Genomic DNA, 18,154 nt, shown 5'->3' on the forward strand with positions numbered 1-18,154 from the left:
GCTGTTAATGAGGAAATAAAAAGTGTCTGAATTAAAGACTGAAGAAGAACAAATTGAAGCCTTTAAAGCTTGGTGGAAAAAGAACGGTACAACGCTGGTTATTGTTATTGCCGTTGCGGCGGCAGGCTACTTTGGTTGGCAAGCTTGGAAAACCAATCAAGAAAATCATCTGAGTGAAGCATCTGCTTTGTACCAAAACTTGGTTGAGGCGGCGGCTAACCTAGAAGATGAAAACAACCAGAAAACCGTAAGTTACATTGCTCAACAATTGTCTGAGAATTATAGCGACACAGGTTACGCTATGTTTGGTCAATTGTTCTTGGCTCGCGTGGATGTGGAGCAAGGCAATTATGACGCGGCCATAGCGGCACTAAAGTTAGCGGCCACACAAACCGAAGATGCTTCTTTTGTTGCTATTGCAAACTTGCGTATTGCTCGTTTGTTATTGCAACAAGGTAATTATCAAGCGGCAATGGATCATGCACAACAAGTAACACAAGCTGAATACTTGGCTCAGCAGCAGGAAGTCATAGGTGACATTTTCTTGCAACAGAATATGCGCGATGAAGCACGCACTGCCTATGAAAAAGCCAGTGAGGCACTGGGAACAGGTGTGAATCATCCTCTGCTCGATATAAAACTTCAGGATTTAGTGAAAGGTTAATAATGAAAAAGTCTCTTTTTCTGCTGTTATTATCGGCGGTTATCATACAAGGCTGTTCTAACGCTCGCCCGCCCTTGCCAGAATTGCCCAAGTTGGCTAATGAAGTTGACCTTCATAAGGATTGGCGCACGGGAGTTGATGGCGACTTTGGTGAAACCAGTGAACGTTTTAGCCTTGTTGCCAAAGACGATCAATTGTATTTGGTGACGGATCAAGGCACCTTGTATGTATTGAATCAACAAGATGGTGATGTCATCAGTAAAATTGAGACACAATATCCTGCCAGTTCGGGCGTGGCTTTGCAGGGTGACACAATTTACTTCGGTACTTATGATGCACAATTGATCGCAGTGTCTTTGTCCGATAAGAGTGTGCTTTGGGAAAAGAGTCTCAGTTCAGAAATTTTAGCGGAAGCCACTTATGCTGCAGGTAGAGTGGCGGTTCAAACGGCTGATGGTTGGTTGAGTGTATTAGAAGCCGATAGCGGCAATACCCTCTGGCGTGCAAAAGCAGATTTGCCAGCCTTAACCGTTCGCGGTACCAGCGCTCCGGCCATTGCTGGTGGTTTGGTTATCAGTGGTTTTGCTGATGGTCAGGTCAAGGCTTTCTCACTAGAGTCTGGTGAAGAAGTTTGGGCTTATGCGGTTGGTAAGCCGGAAGGTCGTTATGAAATTGAGCGCTTAAGTGACGTGGATGGTCGTTTGGTGGTGAAAGACAATGTTGTTTACGCGGTGGCGTATAATGGCACTTTGGTCGCCTTGTCACTCAGCACGGGGAGACCATTGTGGCAGCGTAATATTGCCAGTGCTGTTGGTGTCGCAGTGAAAGACGACCTTTTGGTGGTTGTGGATATGCAGAGCAAAGTGATGGCTTTGAATGCGAAAAATGGTACGGAAATTTGGCAAAACTCAGAGCTATTGGATCGTGATCTGATAACACCGGAGTTTTTTGGCCAGTACCTCGCTTTGATGGATCGCGCCGGCTTTGTTCATTTACTCGATGTGAAGAGTGGTAATATTGTGGCGCGTACTCTTGCCAATGAAATAGATGTACCGCCAGGCAGTCGTATGCTCGCCAAAGACAAGCGCTTATTTATTTTGACACCGGATGAAGATGTCACTGCCTTGACCTATTAGTCAGCGCATCGAGAGATTTAATTTAGAACGGGCTGCCATCGCTGATTGGGATGGTGGCCGTTTGTTATTTATAAAGGTAAAAAAATGATACCAGTTATTGCATTGGTAGGTAGACCCAATGTTGGCAAATCCACTTTGTTTAATCAGTTGACACGCTCTCGTGATGCTTTGGTGGCGGATTATCCTGGTTTGACCCGTGACCGTAAATATGGGGATGGCAAAGTGGGTGGGCATGAGTTTATTGTCATTGATACGGGGGGTATCAGTGGTGATGAACAAGGTATAGACGAAAAAATGGCACGCCAGTCTTTGCAGGCTATTGAAGAAGCCGATTCTGTGTTGTTTTTGGTTGACGGTCGTCATGGTTTAAATCCTGCTGATGAAATGATTGCGAATCATTTGCGTCGCTCAAATAAACCTGTGACCTTGGTCGTCAATAAGACAGATGGTATTAACGAAGACATTGCGTTAGCGGACTTTTATTCCCTAGGCTTTGCTGAACTACAACCGATTGCAGCGGCTCATGGTAAAGGTGTTCATGTGCTGATTGATAGGGTAATGCTACCATTTGCCGAACAGGTGGAAGAGGCCAAAAATCAAATCGATTTGGATGCTAAAGGCATTCGCATTGGCGTAGTGGGACGTCCAAATGTGGGAAAATCTACCTTAGTAAACCGCATGCTTGGTGAAGATCGAGTGGTAGTATACGACATGCCTGGCACCACACGAGACAGTGTGTATATTCCTTATTCAAGACATGATAAAGAGTATACCTTAATTGATACCGCTGGGGTTCGTCGTCGTAAACATGTAAAGGAAGCGGTCGAGAAGTTTTCTATTGTGAAAACCTTACAAGCCATTCAAGACGCTAATGTGGTTATTGTGGTCATTGATTCACACGAAGATTTGGTCGAACAAGACTTACACATGATAGGTTATGTGTTGGATGCAGGACGTGGTGTCATCATTGCCATCAACAAATGGGACGGCTTACAGAAAGACGAGAGGGAGCATATCAAGAGTGAGGTAGAGCGTCGCTTAGGTTTTGTTCCTTATGCCAAAGTTCACTATATTTCGGCTTTGCATGGTACAGGTGTAGGGGATTTATACGACACCATAGAAACCACTTATGAATCTTGCTACGCAAAATGGTCAACCAATCGCTTAACACGAATCCTAGAAGATGCTGTGTCTGAACACCAGCCGCCCATGGTGAACAGTCGACGTATTAAATTACGTTACGCTCACCAAGGAGGCTCAAACCCTCCGCGTATCGTAGTGCATGGTAATCAAGTTAATTCTCTACCTGGAAGCTACAAACGTTACTTGGAAAACAAGTTCCGTACTGTACTTAAGGTAAGTGGAACTCCTATCATTTTCGAATTTAAATCGTCCGAAAACCCCTTTGCACCAAAGAAAAAATAGCGCTAACAGATTGACTAAGATGAAAAAGCCTTGCTTGGGTGACCAAGCAAGGCTTTATTTTTTGGTCTTAATTTATCCAGTTATTCTTTTTTTACATAACTCAGATATTTAAAGGATGAATGCAGTAATAATAGTGTCATTTAAGTCTGCTTTATCGAGTTTTCACATTTTTTTCACTAGTATCTGCGTATCTATCGTGGGGAAAATTATGTTGTTTTTACGTGGTTTTATTTATCTAGTGTTGATTTCTGTTGTCGCGCAACTTATTTCCATAGAAGGCTATCAACACTTATCCGCAGCGCAATACAATGAGCATTCTGTCACTGAGCACTTGCAGGATTTTATGTCCTTCATGAGCTGTATGTTGTTTTTGTTCGTGTCTCGTCGCTCCCCAGTGCTTAAAATTGCGTCGACTTTGCTGGCGGCTTTAATGGCCATGATGTTCGTACGAGAATCGGATTCATTATTGGACCACTATGTGTTTGATGGCGCTTGGCAAAGTGTGGTGTTATTGATACTGCTGTGTGTGGTTATTTTCTTATGGGGGCAGTTCAGAGCTATTTACCCTTCTATAAAGGAATACGCGAAACATCCAAGTTTCGGTACTTTTCTGGCAGGTTTTGTGACTATCTTAGGCTTTTCCCGATTGATGGGACGAGGTTCATTTTGGGAAGCTGTGATGGGCGATGCTTACATGCGTGTTGTGAAAAACATAGTAGAAGAAGGCATTGAAACCCTGGGTTATACACTGATTTTTATTTCTGCTGTGGAATTAGCCTTGGCATATCGTCGTAAACTCCATCAATAATTTTTAAAGAATCCTCTCAAACATTGAAAATCCCCCAGTATAGTTAGCTTGTACTAGGGGATTTTTTTAACGCGCTCTGGACTTTTGTTTGCCCGTCAGTTTTCCTTTAGGGCGATTTTTATTCGCCTTATTACGCGCTTTTTCATTTGCTAAGTTTTTCGCCATGGTAGGTCGATTGGAACTGTGAGAAGCGCCCGTGCCTTGTCCAGGTTTCGCTTTTTTTGGTCGGCGTGGTGCGCGTTTATCCTGTTCAGCAGGGGGGACTAATTTGTTCGCTCCATGACCAATTAAGTCGGATCGTCCCATTTTGATTAAGGTGTCCCTTAATGCTTGCCAATTGCTTGGATCATGATAACGCAAGAAGCCTTTTTGCACGCGACGTTGCTCATAGTCTTTTGGCGTGTAGACATCTTCACTCTTATAGGTCACTTGTTTTAGTGGGTTTTTACTTGAGTGATACATGGCGGTTGCCAGTGACATAGGCGATGGATAGAAGGTTTGTACTTGATCGGGTTTAAAGTCGTGAGTCTTCAACCAGACCGCAAGATTCATCATATCTTCATCTGAACTGCCGGGATGAGCCGCGATAAAGTAGGGGATTAAATGCTGCTTCTTACCTGCTTCTTTTGAATACTTATCAAACATGCGTTTGAATCTATCATAGCTACCCATTCCCGGCTTCATCATCTTAGACAGGGTTTCCGTTTCTGAGTGCTCGGGAGCAATTTTTAATAGACCGCCAACGTGATAAGTCACCAGTTCTCGAACGTATTCAGGGTCTTCCACCGCCAAATCATAACGTAAACCAGAGGCGATGGAGACAGTATGAATGCCTTCAATTGCTCGTGTTTTGCGGTACAGCTCGGTCGTTGGGCTATGATCTGTGTTCAGATTTGAGCAAATGGTTGGATAGACGCACGATAGTTTTCGACAAGAAGCTTGAATCTCGTCGTCCTTACAATTCAAGGTGTACATGTTTGACGTAGGGCCACCCAGATCAGAGATATGGCCAGTAAAGCCGGGTACTTTTGCTTTGATGTCTTCAATCTCATTTAAGATGGACTCATGTGAACGAGATTGGATGACACGTCCCTCATGTTCTGTAATGGAGCAAAAAGTACAACCACCAAAACAGCCTCGCATAATGTTGATAGAGGTCTTGATCATGTCGTAAGCCGGAATTCGGGCTTTTTTGTATTTTGGGTGTGGAACACGTGCGTAAGGCAGATCAAACACCCCATCCATTTCATCTGTTTCCAGTGGAATCGGCGGTGGATTTACCCAGATTTCTTTTTTGCCATGTTTTTGAATCAGTGCTCGCGCATTATGAGGATTAGATTCTAAATGCAAAATACGCGATGTGTGTGCGTACAAGACAGGGTCTTTCGACACTTTTTCAAAAGAGGGTAGGCGAATATAGGTTTTTTCCGCATCCAGTTTTTCGCCACGACGTAATGGCGCTGGTATGACCCGAATTGGCATCACATCGGATTCTTCATTGGTCTGGCATTTGCCTTCAGGAATGTATTCGTATGGGCTGTAAATTTTGTCTATCTTTCCTGGCCAGTCAACACGCGTGGAATCGATTTCGGTGAAACCACCGGGTGGGGTATCACGAATTATGGTGGTACCACGAATATGGGTCAGTTCTTTCATGCTTTTGCCCATGGCAATCTCATGAGTGACTTCCAACATGGCACGTTCTGCATTACCGTACAATAAGATGTCTGCGGTGGAGTCTATCAGTACAGAGCGACGTACTTCGTCGCTCCAATAATCGTATTGAGCAATACGACGTAAACTGGCTTCAATCCCTCCAATCATGACTGGCACATCATTAAAGGCTTCTTTACAGCGTTGTGAGTAGACAATGACGGCTCGATCAGGACGTTTACCACCTTCGCCATAAGGTGTGTAGGCATCATCATTACGTACTTTCAAATCTGCGGTATAACGGTTGATCATGGAATCCATGTTGCCAGCGGTAATACCAAAATACAGATTGGGTCGACCTAAACGCATAAAGTCATCCGCGTTACGCCAGTTAGGCTGATCGATAATACCAACACGGTAACCTTTAGACTCTAATAAACGACCCAATACCGCCATGCCAAAACTGGGGTGGTCGACATAAGCATCACCTGTGACTATGATCACATCACAGCTGTCCCAGCCTAGGGCATCCATTTCTTCCCGCGTGGTGGGTAGAAAAGGGGAAACACCATAACACTCAGCCCAATACGCTGGGTAAGAAAATAAGTGTTTTGCTGTCTTGTGTCGTTTGATCATGATGTGCTCTGGCTAGATGAATCGCAGGAATTCTGACAATGGATAATTTTACCTTATGTCATGGCCGGCATTATCCCAGAAAAAGACTTGGGTAAACAGTCTTTGTCTGGGAAGAATCTGGTTTATTTTTGATCAATATGCCAAACACTTTCTTCAAACAGAGTGTAAAGACCGTCGCGATACTCTGTTTGGGTTTCCATAAGGTTTTCACTGGCCAGTTTGCGTATTTTGCTACCCCAAAGTTGCGTTATTTCCGTATCGTCAACGGAAAATGGCGGACCTTGCTTTTCACCTTCATAGAATAAGCTAATCAATAGTAGGAAGGCATCATCGGCCAATCTCGCTAAGGTATGTTCAACATACTTTTTGCGCAAAGTGGTGGGCATGGCAACCATAGCAGCTCTGTCATAACAGGCATCAAATTGGTTTTCTTGGAAATCGAAGTAATCACCTTCGATCAAACGAATGGGTAACTCATTGATATGATGAATCTTTATTTTGCCTTTGTGCTCAGTTTCATAGGTCAAATCATTGTCACCAATGAACTCAATGATAGCAAGGGAGGAAATTTCCACTCCGGTGACCTGATAACCTTGTTCCGCTAGCCAGATAATGTCGTTGGTTTTGCCGCATAAGGGAACCAAAACACGACTTTGTTTTGCAAGAGTGGGCCAATAGTCTATTAATTTTGGATTTATACCTTCCAAATGAAAGCCAATACGACCAGTTTGCCAACGTTCTAACCAAAACTCATTGGTAATCATGGTAACCTCTTTAATGATGATAAGTTATTAAACAGCAACCTAAGGGCAGGTTGCTGTAGCCAGTGGACTTGTTCGTACTTTCTCTAACATACAGGATAATATCTACTTAATTATAGGTTATTCTGCTTTACCATGCCGACAAACAAAATCCAAAAAGGCTTGATTGGCTTTGGACAAATAGCCGTCTTTACGCCACGCTATGTTTAAATCTAACCAAATAGGCGGATCAAAAGACCGTATGATAAGCTGTTCATTATCTTCGATGACCATGGCGAGCATGGTGGAGATACCGAATCCTTGTTGAATAATGGACTTGATCAAGGGTATTAAGTTGGTTTCAAATCCTATGTTCGGGGTAATGCCTACTTGGGCTGCCAATTTGTCGACAATTCTGCGATGAAAGAAACCTTCTTTAAACATGACTAATTCTTCTTGGAAAAAGGTTTCTGGAGAGATTTTATCAAGCTGACTAAAGCTATGTTCTTCGCCAATAACGACTAACATTTCTTCTTCTAACAGATGCTCTCCCGCTAGGTTGTCTGGTAGGGTTTCTGCCACAATGACACTTAAATCCAATTCGCCTTTTTCGAGCATTTGTTGTAATTGCCAAGTGCCACCTTCAATGACGGTTAAGGTAATACTTGGGTATTGATTGCGAAAGCCCATCAAAATAGGTGGGAAGTAATAAGACCCCAGCATACTTGGGATACCCACTCGAACTTCGCCTTTTTCTAAGCCATTTAATTCGGACATCTCTAACAAGGCTTCATCAGTTGCTTGAATAATTTTTTGCGCGTGCAGCAACAATTTTTTACCCTCATCAGTCAGGCTAATATTGCGATCGGCACGATGAATTAGGGTCAAGCCTAAATCGTTTTCCAGCTTTTTAATGGCCATACTGACAGCCGGTTGCGCTACACCAAACTCATTGGCGGCTTGGGTAAAGCTAGCGGTGCGCGCAATACTGACCAAATAGCGAAGAGGTTTTATATCCATCAATAACTCTTATGATTTCGATAAGTTAGATATATTTTATTGATCTTTTGCTCAGGCGTATAGTGGCCTTATTATCTCAGTTGCCTTGGGAGAGGACGGTGATCGAAGTTGGCACTAAAAAGTTTTGGCGTGGCACCCTAGCCTTAATGATTGGTTCTTTCATGATTTTTGCCAATGTTTATGTCACACAGCCTTTGCTTCCTATGATCGCGGATGAGTTTGCTGTTTCAGCTCTGCAAGCCAGCGCAAGCTTTACCATTACCACATTAACCTTAGGGATCTCTCTTTTGTTTTATGGACCTATCTCCGACGCATTAGGCCGTAAGGGGATTATGGTCATGACCATGCTAGGCATTACTTTAACCACTGCTTGTCTCGCTTTGGTTCAGCAATATGAATACCTACTGCTATTACGTGCTTTACAAGGCTTTTTTCTTGCGGGTTTACCTGCTATTGCCGTGGCTTATTTGGGGGACGAATACTCGTCTGAAGCTTTAATGGTGGCTGTGGGTCTGTATATCAGCGGGAATACTTTGGGTGGTATTGGTGGTCGATTAATTGGTGGATTTGCCGGTGAATGGTTAGGCTATACTGCTACCTTTGCTGTAATGGCGGCAATCAGTTTCATTTGTTTGCTGATATTTTATGTCTTGTTGCCCGCGTCACAACATTTTCAACCAAATCCACTTAGACTGGGTGAGATTTTGTCTAACATGAAAAGGCATTTGTTGAATCGTCGACTGATTACCTGTTATTTGATTGGTGGATTGAGCTTTTTCATTTTTATTAATCAGTACAGCTACGTTACCTTCGTGCTGGAAGCCGCTCCTTATCACTTATCGGCTAAATATATCGGTTTGCTGTTTTTAACCTATTTGTCTGGCACAGTGGGTTCGGCCATGTCCGGAAAATTGGCAAAGCGTTGGCCGCAGGCTCATATCATGATGTTGGGCACTGGCATTTTTATGCTGGGGTCTTGTGTGACGTTAGGTGAGAGTTTATGGCTCATTATTCTGGGATTATTGATCAACAGTTTTGGTTTTTTCTTATGTCATTCCACTGCCAGTAGCTTTGTGAGTCGACATGCGAAACAGGCAAAAGCCAGTGCATCCTCCTTGTATCTGGTGTTTTATTATCTAGGGGCAAGTTCGGGTGGTTTTTATTTGGATCCTTTCTGGCAAATGAACGGATGGACTGGTGTGATTTTTGGCTCTTGGATTATCCTAGGTATTGTATTGATGGCACAATTGAGTCTGTTGAGATACCAAGCAAAATCATCACAACCTCTTGCAAAACTTTAAGGATAAAAAGGAAGCGTAGACTGACAACTCGCTCAGCCATTTGAAGTTGGCAGTTATCCTAAAAGACACGCATAAAAAAAGCCCTGCAGAGCAGGGCTTAAAACGAGAGTTGTGACAACAATAAGGCCACGAGCCGTGATTAAGGAAGGTACGAACAAGTCCACTGACTTCAGCGTGTGGATAACTCTCTTTTATTCGAGGCAAGTTTCGCTGTCCAATATAAGCATATTGGCAAGAAGCTTAACAAAGAATAAAGAGAGCTTAACCCACGCCCTTCGGGTCTTTCAGAGAAACGGCCTCTCTGTGTTAAGAGTGATTGAAAGGTATTAACATTCCTGCTCACTCTTGCCTTGATAGGCCATTTCTCTGATAAGACTGATGTTCAGAAGACTTATTCGCACCTTCCTTGAAACGGCAATCTGACTTAGTAGGTATCCCTACTAAGATGCAGTCGGAATCTACCTTTTGTTTATTTTAAGGTAGATGGTTAACTTATACCGCGTCTTGATTCAGAGACGCGTTTTCAATAACTTCATTTAGGTGTAGCCATGTTTCAACCACGGTATCTGGGTTGAGCGACACACTTTCGATGCCTTGCGCCACCAACCAGTCTGCAAAATCAGCATGATCGGAAGGTCCTTGACCACAAATGCCCACATATTTTCCTTGCCCGCGACAAGCGGAAATCGCCATTTTAAGCAGCTTTTTCACCGCAGGGTTGCGTTCATCAAACTTATCGGCGATCAGGCCAGAGTCACGATCTAGACCCAGCGTCAGCTGTGTTAGATCGTTTGAGCCAATTGAGAAGCCGTCAAAGTATTCGAGGAATTCCTCTGCTAGCAAAGCATTTGAGGGCAGTTCACACATCATGATGACTTTTAATCCATTTTCACCGCGGGCAAGACCTTGCTCAGCCAGGAGTTCGGTCACTTGTTGTGCTTCTTCAAGAGTACGAACAAAAGGAATCATGATTTGTACGTTGGTCAGCCCCATCTCGTTACGAACACGACGAATGGCTTCACATTCAAGGGCAAAGCAGTCGCGGAATGAATCATCTATGTAGCGGGCTGCTCCGCGGAAGCCAAGCATTGGATTCTCTTCATCAGGTTCAAACTGAGGGCCGCCAATGAGGTTGTGATATTCGTTGGATTTGAAATCAGACAGACGCACTATGACTGGCTTTTGCGAGAAAGAGCAGGCCAGTGTGGCGACACCTTCTACGAGTTTATCGACATAGAACTCCACTGGACCTTGGTAGCCGGCAATACGATGATCAATCTCTTCTTGCAATATGGCATCCATGTCCGTGTAGTTGAGTAGGGCCTTGGGGTGTATACCTATCATGCGGTTAATAATAAATTCCAAACGAGCCAGACCAATACCAGCGTTTGGTAGCATAGCAAAGTCAAAAGCACGGTTTGGGTTGCCGACGTTCATCATGACTTTGACAGGCAGCTCTGGCATGTTACCCACTTCAGAAGTGATCACATCAAAATTCAATTGGCCTTGGTAAACAAAGCCCATGTCACCTTGTGCGCAGGATACGGTTACTGGTTGATCATCCTTCAAAACTTCGGTGGCATCGCCACAACCTACCACAGCAGGAATGCCTAATTCACGAGCAATAATGGCCGCGTGACAAGTTCGGCCGCCACGATTCGTTACAATGGCAGAGGCACGTTTCATGATGGGTTCCCAATCCGGGTCAGTGATGTCAGTGACCAACACATCACCCTGTTGGATGCGATCCATTTCAGTGATGGAAGACAAAACTTTTACCGCCCCAGTACCTATTTTGTGGCCTATGGCACGTCCTGTGATCAATACATTTGAGGTCTCTTTTAGACTGTACCGCTCCATGCTTTGTGTATTGGCTTGGCTACGAACGGTTTCTGGGCGTGCTTGCACTATATAGAGTTTACCGTCGATGCCGTCTTTGGCCCATTCAATGTCCATTGGGCGTTGGTAATGTTGCTCGATAATGCAGGCTTGTCTGGCCAGATCTTCAATCTCTTCATTGCTTAAGGCGAAGCGGTTTTGATCATCAAGCTCCACTGGCACTATCTTAACGAATTCATCACTGCTTGCGGCGGCGTATTCCATTTTCTGGGCTTTGCTGCCTAAGCTTTTGCGCACGACCGCTGGACGCTTGGCGGCCAGAGTTGGCTTATGAACATAGTATTCGTCAGGGTTGACGGTACCTTGCACCACCATTTCGCCCAAACCGTAGGCGGCAGTAATGAATACCACTTCGTCGAATCCAGATTCAGTGTCCAAAGTGAACAGCACACCAGAAGCTCCTATGTCACTGCGTACCATTTTTTGAATGCCTGCAGATAAGGCCACACCTTGGTGTTCAAAACCTTGGTGAACGCGGTAAGAGATGGCTCGGTCATTAAACAAAGAGGCAAATACACGCTTGATCGAAGCTTTGATGTCAGCCAAACCTTTTACATTGAGGTAAGTTTCCTGCTGTCCAGCAAACGACGCGTCAGGTAAGTCTTCCGCCGTTGCGGAAGAACGCACAGCAAAGGAAGTATCTGTAGGATTGTCTTCGCACAGTTCACTAAACGCCGCTTCAATCTCCTGATTGAATTGGTCGGAAAAAGGTGCGTCTTCGATCCAGTTACGAATTTTGACACCCGCTTCCGCTAATGCATGAACATCGTCTACGTCCAAGCTGTCTAATATGCTATGGATTTTCTCTTCTAAGCCGCTTTCTACCAAGAAAGTTTGATAGGCATAAGCAGTCGTAGCGAAACCGTTTGGTACTTGGATACCAAGGTCTGTCAGGTTGGAAATCATTTCTCCCAAAGAGGCGTTTTTACCGCCCACTTGGCCGACATCTTCTAAACGAAGATCTTTAAACCACTTAATGAATTTGCTCACAAGAGACTCCGAAATTTAGGCTTTTATTATTTAAAATACTGTTGAGCCAAAATGGCTCTTCAGAACAAAGTGAAGTGACTAAGCTATGATTCAGGGTCACGATTCAAGACTTGTCAAAAGCAACACTATGAGTTCATTGTATGTAGCGGGGATGCGTTGAATAAAATCGATTATTCGATGTAGTTTTATTTCAATCGAAAAAACGGATGTCGTTAGATAACAACAAAATGAGAAAAAATGACATGAAAGTGTACTTTGTTTCCGATGGTACCGCGATCACAGCTGAGGTGTTTGGTTCCGCTATGTTGTCCTTTTTTGATGTCGACATAATGACCAAAAGTGTGCCTTTTTTAACCACCAAAGATCAGGCTAACGGACTGAAACAGCAGATAGATAACGAAGTGCTGCAAGGGGCATCGGTGTTGGTGTTTTATACCATCTCAGATTCGTCTATGAGAGACATAATACAAGGCTGCAATTGCCATTGTTACAATGTTTTTGGTGACATGCTGTCACCCATTGAACAGGCTTTGGGGGTAAAAGCACAGCCCGCAGCACAAAAAGCACATGGTATGAAAGCGGGTGTCTATGATGGTCGAATCGATGCTATTAACTACGCTTTAGCCAATGATGATGGGGCTTCCATCAAGAATTTTGATGAGGCTGATATCATATTATTAGGGGTGTCGCGTTCGGGCAAAACGCCCACCAGTTTGTATTTGGCCATGCAATACGGCATTCGCGCCGCAAACTATCCAATCACAGAGGATGATTTCTCCAGTGCGGGCTTGCCCAAAGTATTACGACCACACAAAACAAAGCTTTATGGCCTCACCATAGACGCGCAGCGTTTGCATGAAATTCGCACTGGTCGCATGGCGCAAAGCAAATATGCCTCCTTTCGACAATGCCGTTATGAAGTAGAAGAAGTGGAGTCTTTGTATCGCCAAGAACGTATACCATTTCTTAATAGTACACGTTTGTCGGTGGAAGAAATTTCCACCAAAGTCATGGCGGAGATGAATTTAGAGCGTCACAGACACTAAGAAAAATGGCTTAATAGATCGAATTATTCGATCTATTCCTTAGGATTGGTGATTTTTCGTTCGAAAAATTGTCATAAATCAATGTTTTTATTTTTGGCTTACCAATTTGATTAAAGATAATTGACTGAAAAATAGACAGTTTTTGTCACTTTTGTAGTGGAATTACAAAACCGCCAAGCGGACTGTGCAGATAATGAATAGAAAGGCTGCAAAAGAGAGAGTATTTGCCGAGAATACTCTATAATATCGATAACTTATGTGGCTTCGAATCCCTTAATTTTAACGAATATGCCACATTTTCGATAGTAAGATGTTCATATTGGTGAGTGATAAATACAGGATGTCTTACTGAATAACCAAGGATATGCCTACTTTGAGTAAAAAAATTAACGATCCACATCTGCAACGAGAAGCTTCAAAATACGATAACCCCGTTCCTAGCCGTGAATTTATCCTAGAATTTCTTGCGACGCGTAACCAGCCTTTTAGCCATCTGCAACTTTGTGACGAATTCTCTTTAAAAGAAGAAGACGAGATCGAAGCCTTGCGCCGACGTTTGATTGCCATGTGTCGTGATCATCAGCTAAATTCCAATGCCAATAATGAATATTATCCGATTCTAGAAAGTGACTTAATCGAAGGCTATGTACAGGGTAACAAAGAAGGGCATGGTTTTTTATTAAGAGAAAATGACGACGATATCTTTTTGTCTGCGCGACAAATGATGAGCGTAATGGACGGCGACAAAGTGAAAGTGCGTTTGTCGGGTCGCAGTGTAAAGGGGCGCTTAGACGGCGTTGTGGTAGAGGTCATTGAACGTCGTCACACTCAACTAGTTGGTCGCTATTATGAAGAGAGTCAGACCGCTTTTGTTACCCCTGAAAATCCGCGTATTTCTCAAGATATTTTGATAACCAAAGCATCCGGTTTATCGCCTAAGCACGGTCAATATGTGCTAGTGGAAATTTTATCTTATGCTGATCGCGGACAAGCTGCGCAAGGCATAGTAAAAAAAGTGCTAGGGGACTTTATGGCCCCAGGGGTGGAAATCGAAGTGGCGATGCATCGTTACGAGATTCCCAACGAATGGCCTGTTGCGGTTGAGCAACAAATTCAGCATTTCACCACAGCCGTGGCGGAAGAAGACAAAGCTCACCGTGTGGACCTCAGAGAAACGCCGTTTGTTACCATAGATGGCGAAGACGCTCGTGACTTTGACGATGCTGTGTATTGTGAGAAAACGCCGGGCGGTTGGAAACTGTTTGTTGCCATTGCTGACGTGTCTCATTATGTGAAAAAAGGCACGGCGTTGGATGAAGAAGCCATAGTGCGCGGCAACTCGGTTTATTTCCCCGGTCGTGTGATTCCTATGCTGCCAGAGGTTTTATCGAACGGACTTTGCTCATTAAACCCAGATGTGGACCGTTTGGCCATGGTGGCGGAAATTTCCCTGACCAGCAAAGGCAAAATGCGCGGTTTCAAATTCTATGAAGGTTTGATTCGCTCTCATGCACGCTTGACTTACACTAAGGTGGCGAAAATGATTGCCACTGAGCCAGAAGATGAAGGTGTGGCGTTGCGTGAGCGTTATCAAGACATAGTGTCGCACATTGATGATTTAAGTGGATTATACCAAGTGTTAAAAGACGCTCGTGATGAGCGTGGCGCCATGGAATTCGAAACCGTCGAAACTCGTATGGTATTTGATGAGAACGCCAAAATTGAACACATTGTCCCTGTTGAGCGTAACGATGCTCATAAGCTGATCGAAGAGTGTATGTTGTGTGCTAACGTGGCGGCAGCAGAGCTCTTGATTAAAGCAGATTTACCGGCGTTATTCCGTGTCCATGAAGGGCCAAAAGAAGATCGCTTAATGACCTTGCGAACTTATTTAGGCTTGCTTGGTTTGGAATTGCCAGGTGGTCTGAAGCCAACCCCAGCCGATTACGCCTTGGTGGCCGAGCAAATTCGTGACCGTGCGGATGCGCGAAGTATCCAAACCATGATGTTGCGTTCTATGTCACAAGCGGTTTATCAGGCCGATAACATGGGGCATTTTGGCTTGAATTATGAAGCCTATACGCATTTCACTTCGCCGATTCGTCGTTACCCTGATTTATTGGTACACCGCGCCATCCGTTATCTGATCCGTGGTGAAGGTCGACCAAAAGTGTCGCAAGCCCATCGAGTCGCGGGCAGTCCTTTATTAAAAGAGAAGAAAATTTACGGCTACGACCATGCGGATATGGATGGCTTAGGGGATTCTTGTTCCTTAACAGAGCGTCGTGCTGATGAAGCCACTCGTGATGTGGAAGCTTGGTTAAAATGCCAATATGTAGAGCAGCACCTTGGCGATCCCTTTGATGGTGTTGTCACCGCGGTGACACCTTTCGGTCTTTTTGTTGAGTTACAAGGCCTGTTTGTTGATGGCTTGGTACATATCTCAGGACTGGGGCAGGATTACTTTGTTCATGATATTGAGCATCAAGCCATTATTGGTGAGCGCACTGGTAAAGTATTCCGCTTGGGTGACAGCGTAAAAGTTCGTGTGGCGAGCGTCAATTTAGAACAGCGCAAAATCGATTTGAGCCTGGATAACTCTGCCCCTCGTGCTCGTAAAAAGGTAGAGCGAGACGAGTTGTCTGAGCTAGAAATGCAATTAGCTCAGTTGCCACCTATTGAATTGGGTGGTCGTTCCAAACCGAAAATGGACGCCAAAAAAGATCTTCAGCAAGAAGATAAGAGTGGCGAAAAGAGTAAGTCGAAAAAGCGTCGAGCACCTTCTAAAGGCAAACGCGTAAGACAGAAGAAAACGGCTCAATCGGCTAATACTAAAGGGTCTAAAGGGACTGCTTCGAGTGCGAAAAAGCCAAACAAGGTGAAAGCCAAAAAAACAAAAAAGGCCAAAAAAAGTAACGCCAAGTCGCGTGCTAGTGATTAATTGAACGAATTAAAATAGAACAGAGAGAATTGACACATTCATGTCAGATTTAGAGTGGATATACGGCATTCATGCCGTTGAAAATGCCTTATCGCAACAAGCTGATCGTATTAAAGAAGTACGTTTTCAAGAAGGTCGTGATGATAAGAAAACACAGCGCTTGATGAGCTTGTGTAAAAAATACAAAGTGCGTTATAGCCTAGTACCCCGACGTGATTTAGACCAATTGTTCAGCAAGACCAAAGAGCGCATTGTGCATCAAGGTGTAGTGGCCTATACCGCCATGACCAAAGCCGGTAACGAAGCTGATTTACACAGTTACATTGAAAGTTTGGATGAGACGCCTTTGGTGATTATTCTGGATGGTGTAACGGATCCGCATAATCTTGGCGCTTGTTTACGCAGTGCCGATGCAGCTGGCGCGCATGCGGTGATCATGCCGAAAGACAATTCCGCGCCTCTCAATGCCACGGTGAGCAAGGTTGCCTGTGGTGCTGCGGAAAGTATGCCAGTGTATGCCGTAACGAACTTGGCACGTACCATGAAAAAGCTGCAGGATCAGGGTATTTGGATTTTTGGTACCGCGGGCGAAGCCACAGATACCATTTACGATCAGGACTTAACCATTCCAACTGCCATCGTCATGGGGGCGGAAGGTGAGGGGATGCGTCGCTTAACTCGTGAGCAATGTGATTACCTAGTGAAATTACCTATGGCAGGCGTAGTGTCTAGCTTGAACGTCTCGGTTGCGACCGGTGTGTGTTTGTACGAAGTGGTACGTCAGCGTGCCGTAAAAGCCAGTCGTTAAGGAGAGAGTCAGGTGTTTCCGTCGTTCCAGATCAGTCCATTAAGTACGACATTAGACGCTGATTTACAGCTTAAGATAGATACCAAAACCAAACCGCCAGGCTCGCTCGGTGCGCTGGAACAATTGGCATTTCAGTTGGGGCGTATTCAAGGCTCTCTTGTGCCGAATGTGGACAGTGCCAAAATGCTGGTGTTTGCGGCGGATCATGGTGTGGTAGATCAAGGCATCAGTTTGTTTCCCCAAGAAGTGACGCCACAAATGGTGATGAACTTTTTGATGGGCGGTGCGGCTGTTAGTGTGTTTTGCCAACAGCATCAAGTGCCTTTGGGTGTGGTAGATGTAGGGGTGAAAGGCGATATTGCAGAGCATGTCTTGTTGTCATCACGTAAAGTCGCCCATGGTTCACAAGATTTCAGCCAAATGGCGGCCATGACTCGTGAGCAGGTTGCTCAGGCCATGCACGCCGGCATTGAGGAAGTGGATCAAGCTATAGCGGAAGGTTGCAACTTGCTCATGTTTGGTGAAATGGGCATAGGCAATACCTGTGTGTCTTCTTGTATGATGTCGGCCTTATTAGGTGAGTCGGGTCAAGTAACAGCCGGTCGTGGAACTGGATTGGACGATGCTGGTGTTTCCCATAAGGCGACAGTCATACAAGCATCTCTGAAGCGTGCGCAAGCAGAAACAGGGAAAAGTATTCAACAATGGGATGCAGAAACCCTTGCCATGCAGGTGGGTGGTTTTGAAATCTTAGCCATGGCCGGGGCCATGTTGCAGTCCGCATCGCGCAATACGGCATTTGTGGTGGACGGTTTTATTTGTTCTGTGGCCTTATTGTTCGCTCATAAGGTCAATCCTTTCGTAAAAGACTATGCGGTGTTCGCTCACCAATCTAATGAACAGGCCCACAAAAAATTATTGGCTTATCTGCAAGCAGAGCCTATCTTGTCTCTGGATTTGCGATTGGGCGAGGGTTCCGGTGCGATTTTGGCCTACCCTTTGATAAAAAGTGCCTGTGTTTTTATGGCCAATATGGCCAGTTTTGAAAGCGCAGGTGTCAGTAATCAATAAAAACTTGGCATGATTC

13 protein-coding genes are annotated in these 18,154 nt (G+C 44.6%); 9 read left to right on the top strand and 4 right to left on the bottom strand.

The features are described from left to right. Nucleotides 1–22 precede the first annotated feature (22 nt). From ABXS85_RS17255 to ABXS85_RS17270, 4 genes are all read left to right on the top strand, one after another. Entirely contained in the window at nucleotides 23–664 is a 642-nt protein-coding gene (locus ABXS85_RS17255) for a tetratricopeptide repeat protein (RefSeq protein WP_353667764.1), read from the top strand. A 2-nt stretch (nucleotides 665–666) separates the two neighbouring features. After that, nucleotides 667–1,800 (top strand): outer membrane protein assembly factor BamB, encoded by a 1,134-nt coding sequence (gene bamB / locus ABXS85_RS17260; RefSeq protein WP_353667765.1) that lies wholly within the window; start codon nucleotides 667–669, stop codon nucleotides 1,798–1,800. A gap of 84 nt (nucleotides 1,801–1,884) precedes the next feature. Further along, nucleotides 1,885–3,225, top strand: coding sequence for a ribosome biogenesis GTPase Der (der, locus tag ABXS85_RS17265; RefSeq protein WP_353667766.1), 1,341 nt, complete (start codon nucleotides 1,885–1,887; stop codon nucleotides 3,223–3,225). A gap of 208 nt (nucleotides 3,226–3,433) precedes the next feature. Beyond that, on the top strand, nucleotides 3,434–4,033 hold the full coding sequence (locus tag ABXS85_RS17270) for a hypothetical protein (protein ID WP_353667767.1): 600 nt from the start codon (nucleotides 3,434–3,436) through the stop codon (nucleotides 4,031–4,033). 66 nt (nucleotides 4,034–4,099) lie between these two features. Here the strand turns inward: ABXS85_RS17270 and ABXS85_RS17275 are convergent, their stop codons facing one another. The 3 genes from ABXS85_RS17275 to ABXS85_RS17285 all read right to left on the bottom strand — a co-directional run bounded on the left by ABXS85_RS17275 (nucleotide 4,100) and on the right by ABXS85_RS17285 (nucleotide 8,082). Beyond that, a complete protein-coding gene (locus tag ABXS85_RS17275) occupies nucleotides 4,100–6,322 on the bottom strand; it encodes a YgiQ family radical SAM protein (protein WP_353667768.1) in 2,223 nt (740 codons plus the stop codon). Between the two features lie 122 nt (nucleotides 6,323–6,444). Beyond that, on the bottom strand, nucleotides 6,445–7,086 hold the full coding sequence (locus ABXS85_RS17280) for a thiopurine S-methyltransferase (protein ID WP_353667769.1): 642 nt from the start codon (nucleotides 7,084–7,086) through the stop codon (nucleotides 6,445–6,447). Between the two features lie 117 nt (nucleotides 7,087–7,203). Then, on the bottom strand, nucleotides 7,204–8,082 hold the full coding sequence (locus ABXS85_RS17285) for a LysR family transcriptional regulator (RefSeq protein WP_353667770.1): 879 nt from the start codon (nucleotides 8,080–8,082) through the stop codon (nucleotides 7,204–7,206). A 98-nt stretch (nucleotides 8,083–8,180) separates the two neighbouring features. On the opposite strand from ABXS85_RS17285, the gene ABXS85_RS17290 reads away from it, so the two are divergent. Then, nucleotides 8,181–9,383, top strand: coding sequence for an MFS transporter (locus ABXS85_RS17290; protein ID WP_353669789.1), 1,203 nt, complete (start codon nucleotides 8,181–8,183; stop codon nucleotides 9,381–9,383). Nucleotides 9,384–9,875: 492 nt separating this feature from the next. Here the strand turns inward: ABXS85_RS17290 and ppsA are convergent, their stop codons facing one another. Then, nucleotides 9,876–12,272, bottom strand: a complete 2,397-nt coding sequence (gene ppsA, locus ABXS85_RS17295) for a phosphoenolpyruvate synthase (protein WP_353667771.1) — start codon at nucleotides 12,270–12,272, stop codon at nucleotides 9,876–9,878. Between the two features lie 242 nt (nucleotides 12,273–12,514). Between ppsA and ABXS85_RS17300 the strand changes: the two genes are divergently transcribed. From ABXS85_RS17300 to cobT, 4 genes are all read left to right on the top strand, one after another. Beyond that, nucleotides 12,515–13,318, top strand: coding sequence for a pyruvate, water dikinase regulatory protein (locus ABXS85_RS17300; protein WP_353667772.1), 804 nt, complete (start codon nucleotides 12,515–12,517; stop codon nucleotides 13,316–13,318). 364 nt (nucleotides 13,319–13,682) lie between these two features. Then, nucleotides 13,683–16,259, top strand: a complete 2,577-nt coding sequence (rnr, locus tag ABXS85_RS17305; RefSeq protein WP_353667773.1) for a ribonuclease R — start codon at nucleotides 13,683–13,685, stop codon at nucleotides 16,257–16,259. A 40-nt stretch (nucleotides 16,260–16,299) separates the two neighbouring features. Beyond that, the gene (gene rlmB, locus ABXS85_RS17310; protein ID WP_353667774.1) at nucleotides 16,300–17,067 is read left to right on the top strand and encodes a 23S rRNA (guanosine(2251)-2'-O)-methyltransferase RlmB; all 768 of its coding nucleotides are present in this window, start codon (nucleotides 16,300–16,302) and stop codon (nucleotides 17,065–17,067) included. Between the two features lie 12 nt (nucleotides 17,068–17,079). After that, on the top strand, nucleotides 17,080–18,138 hold the full coding sequence (gene cobT, locus ABXS85_RS17315) for a nicotinate-nucleotide--dimethylbenzimidazole phosphoribosyltransferase (protein ID WP_353667775.1): 1,059 nt from the start codon (nucleotides 17,080–17,082) through the stop codon (nucleotides 18,136–18,138). Nucleotides 18,139–18,154 lie beyond the last annotated feature (16 nt).

Origin of the sequence: Marinomonas sp. THO17, assembly GCF_040436405.1 — a bacterium.
Classification (GTDB): Bacteria; Pseudomonadota; Gammaproteobacteria; order Pseudomonadales; family Marinomonadaceae; genus Marinomonas.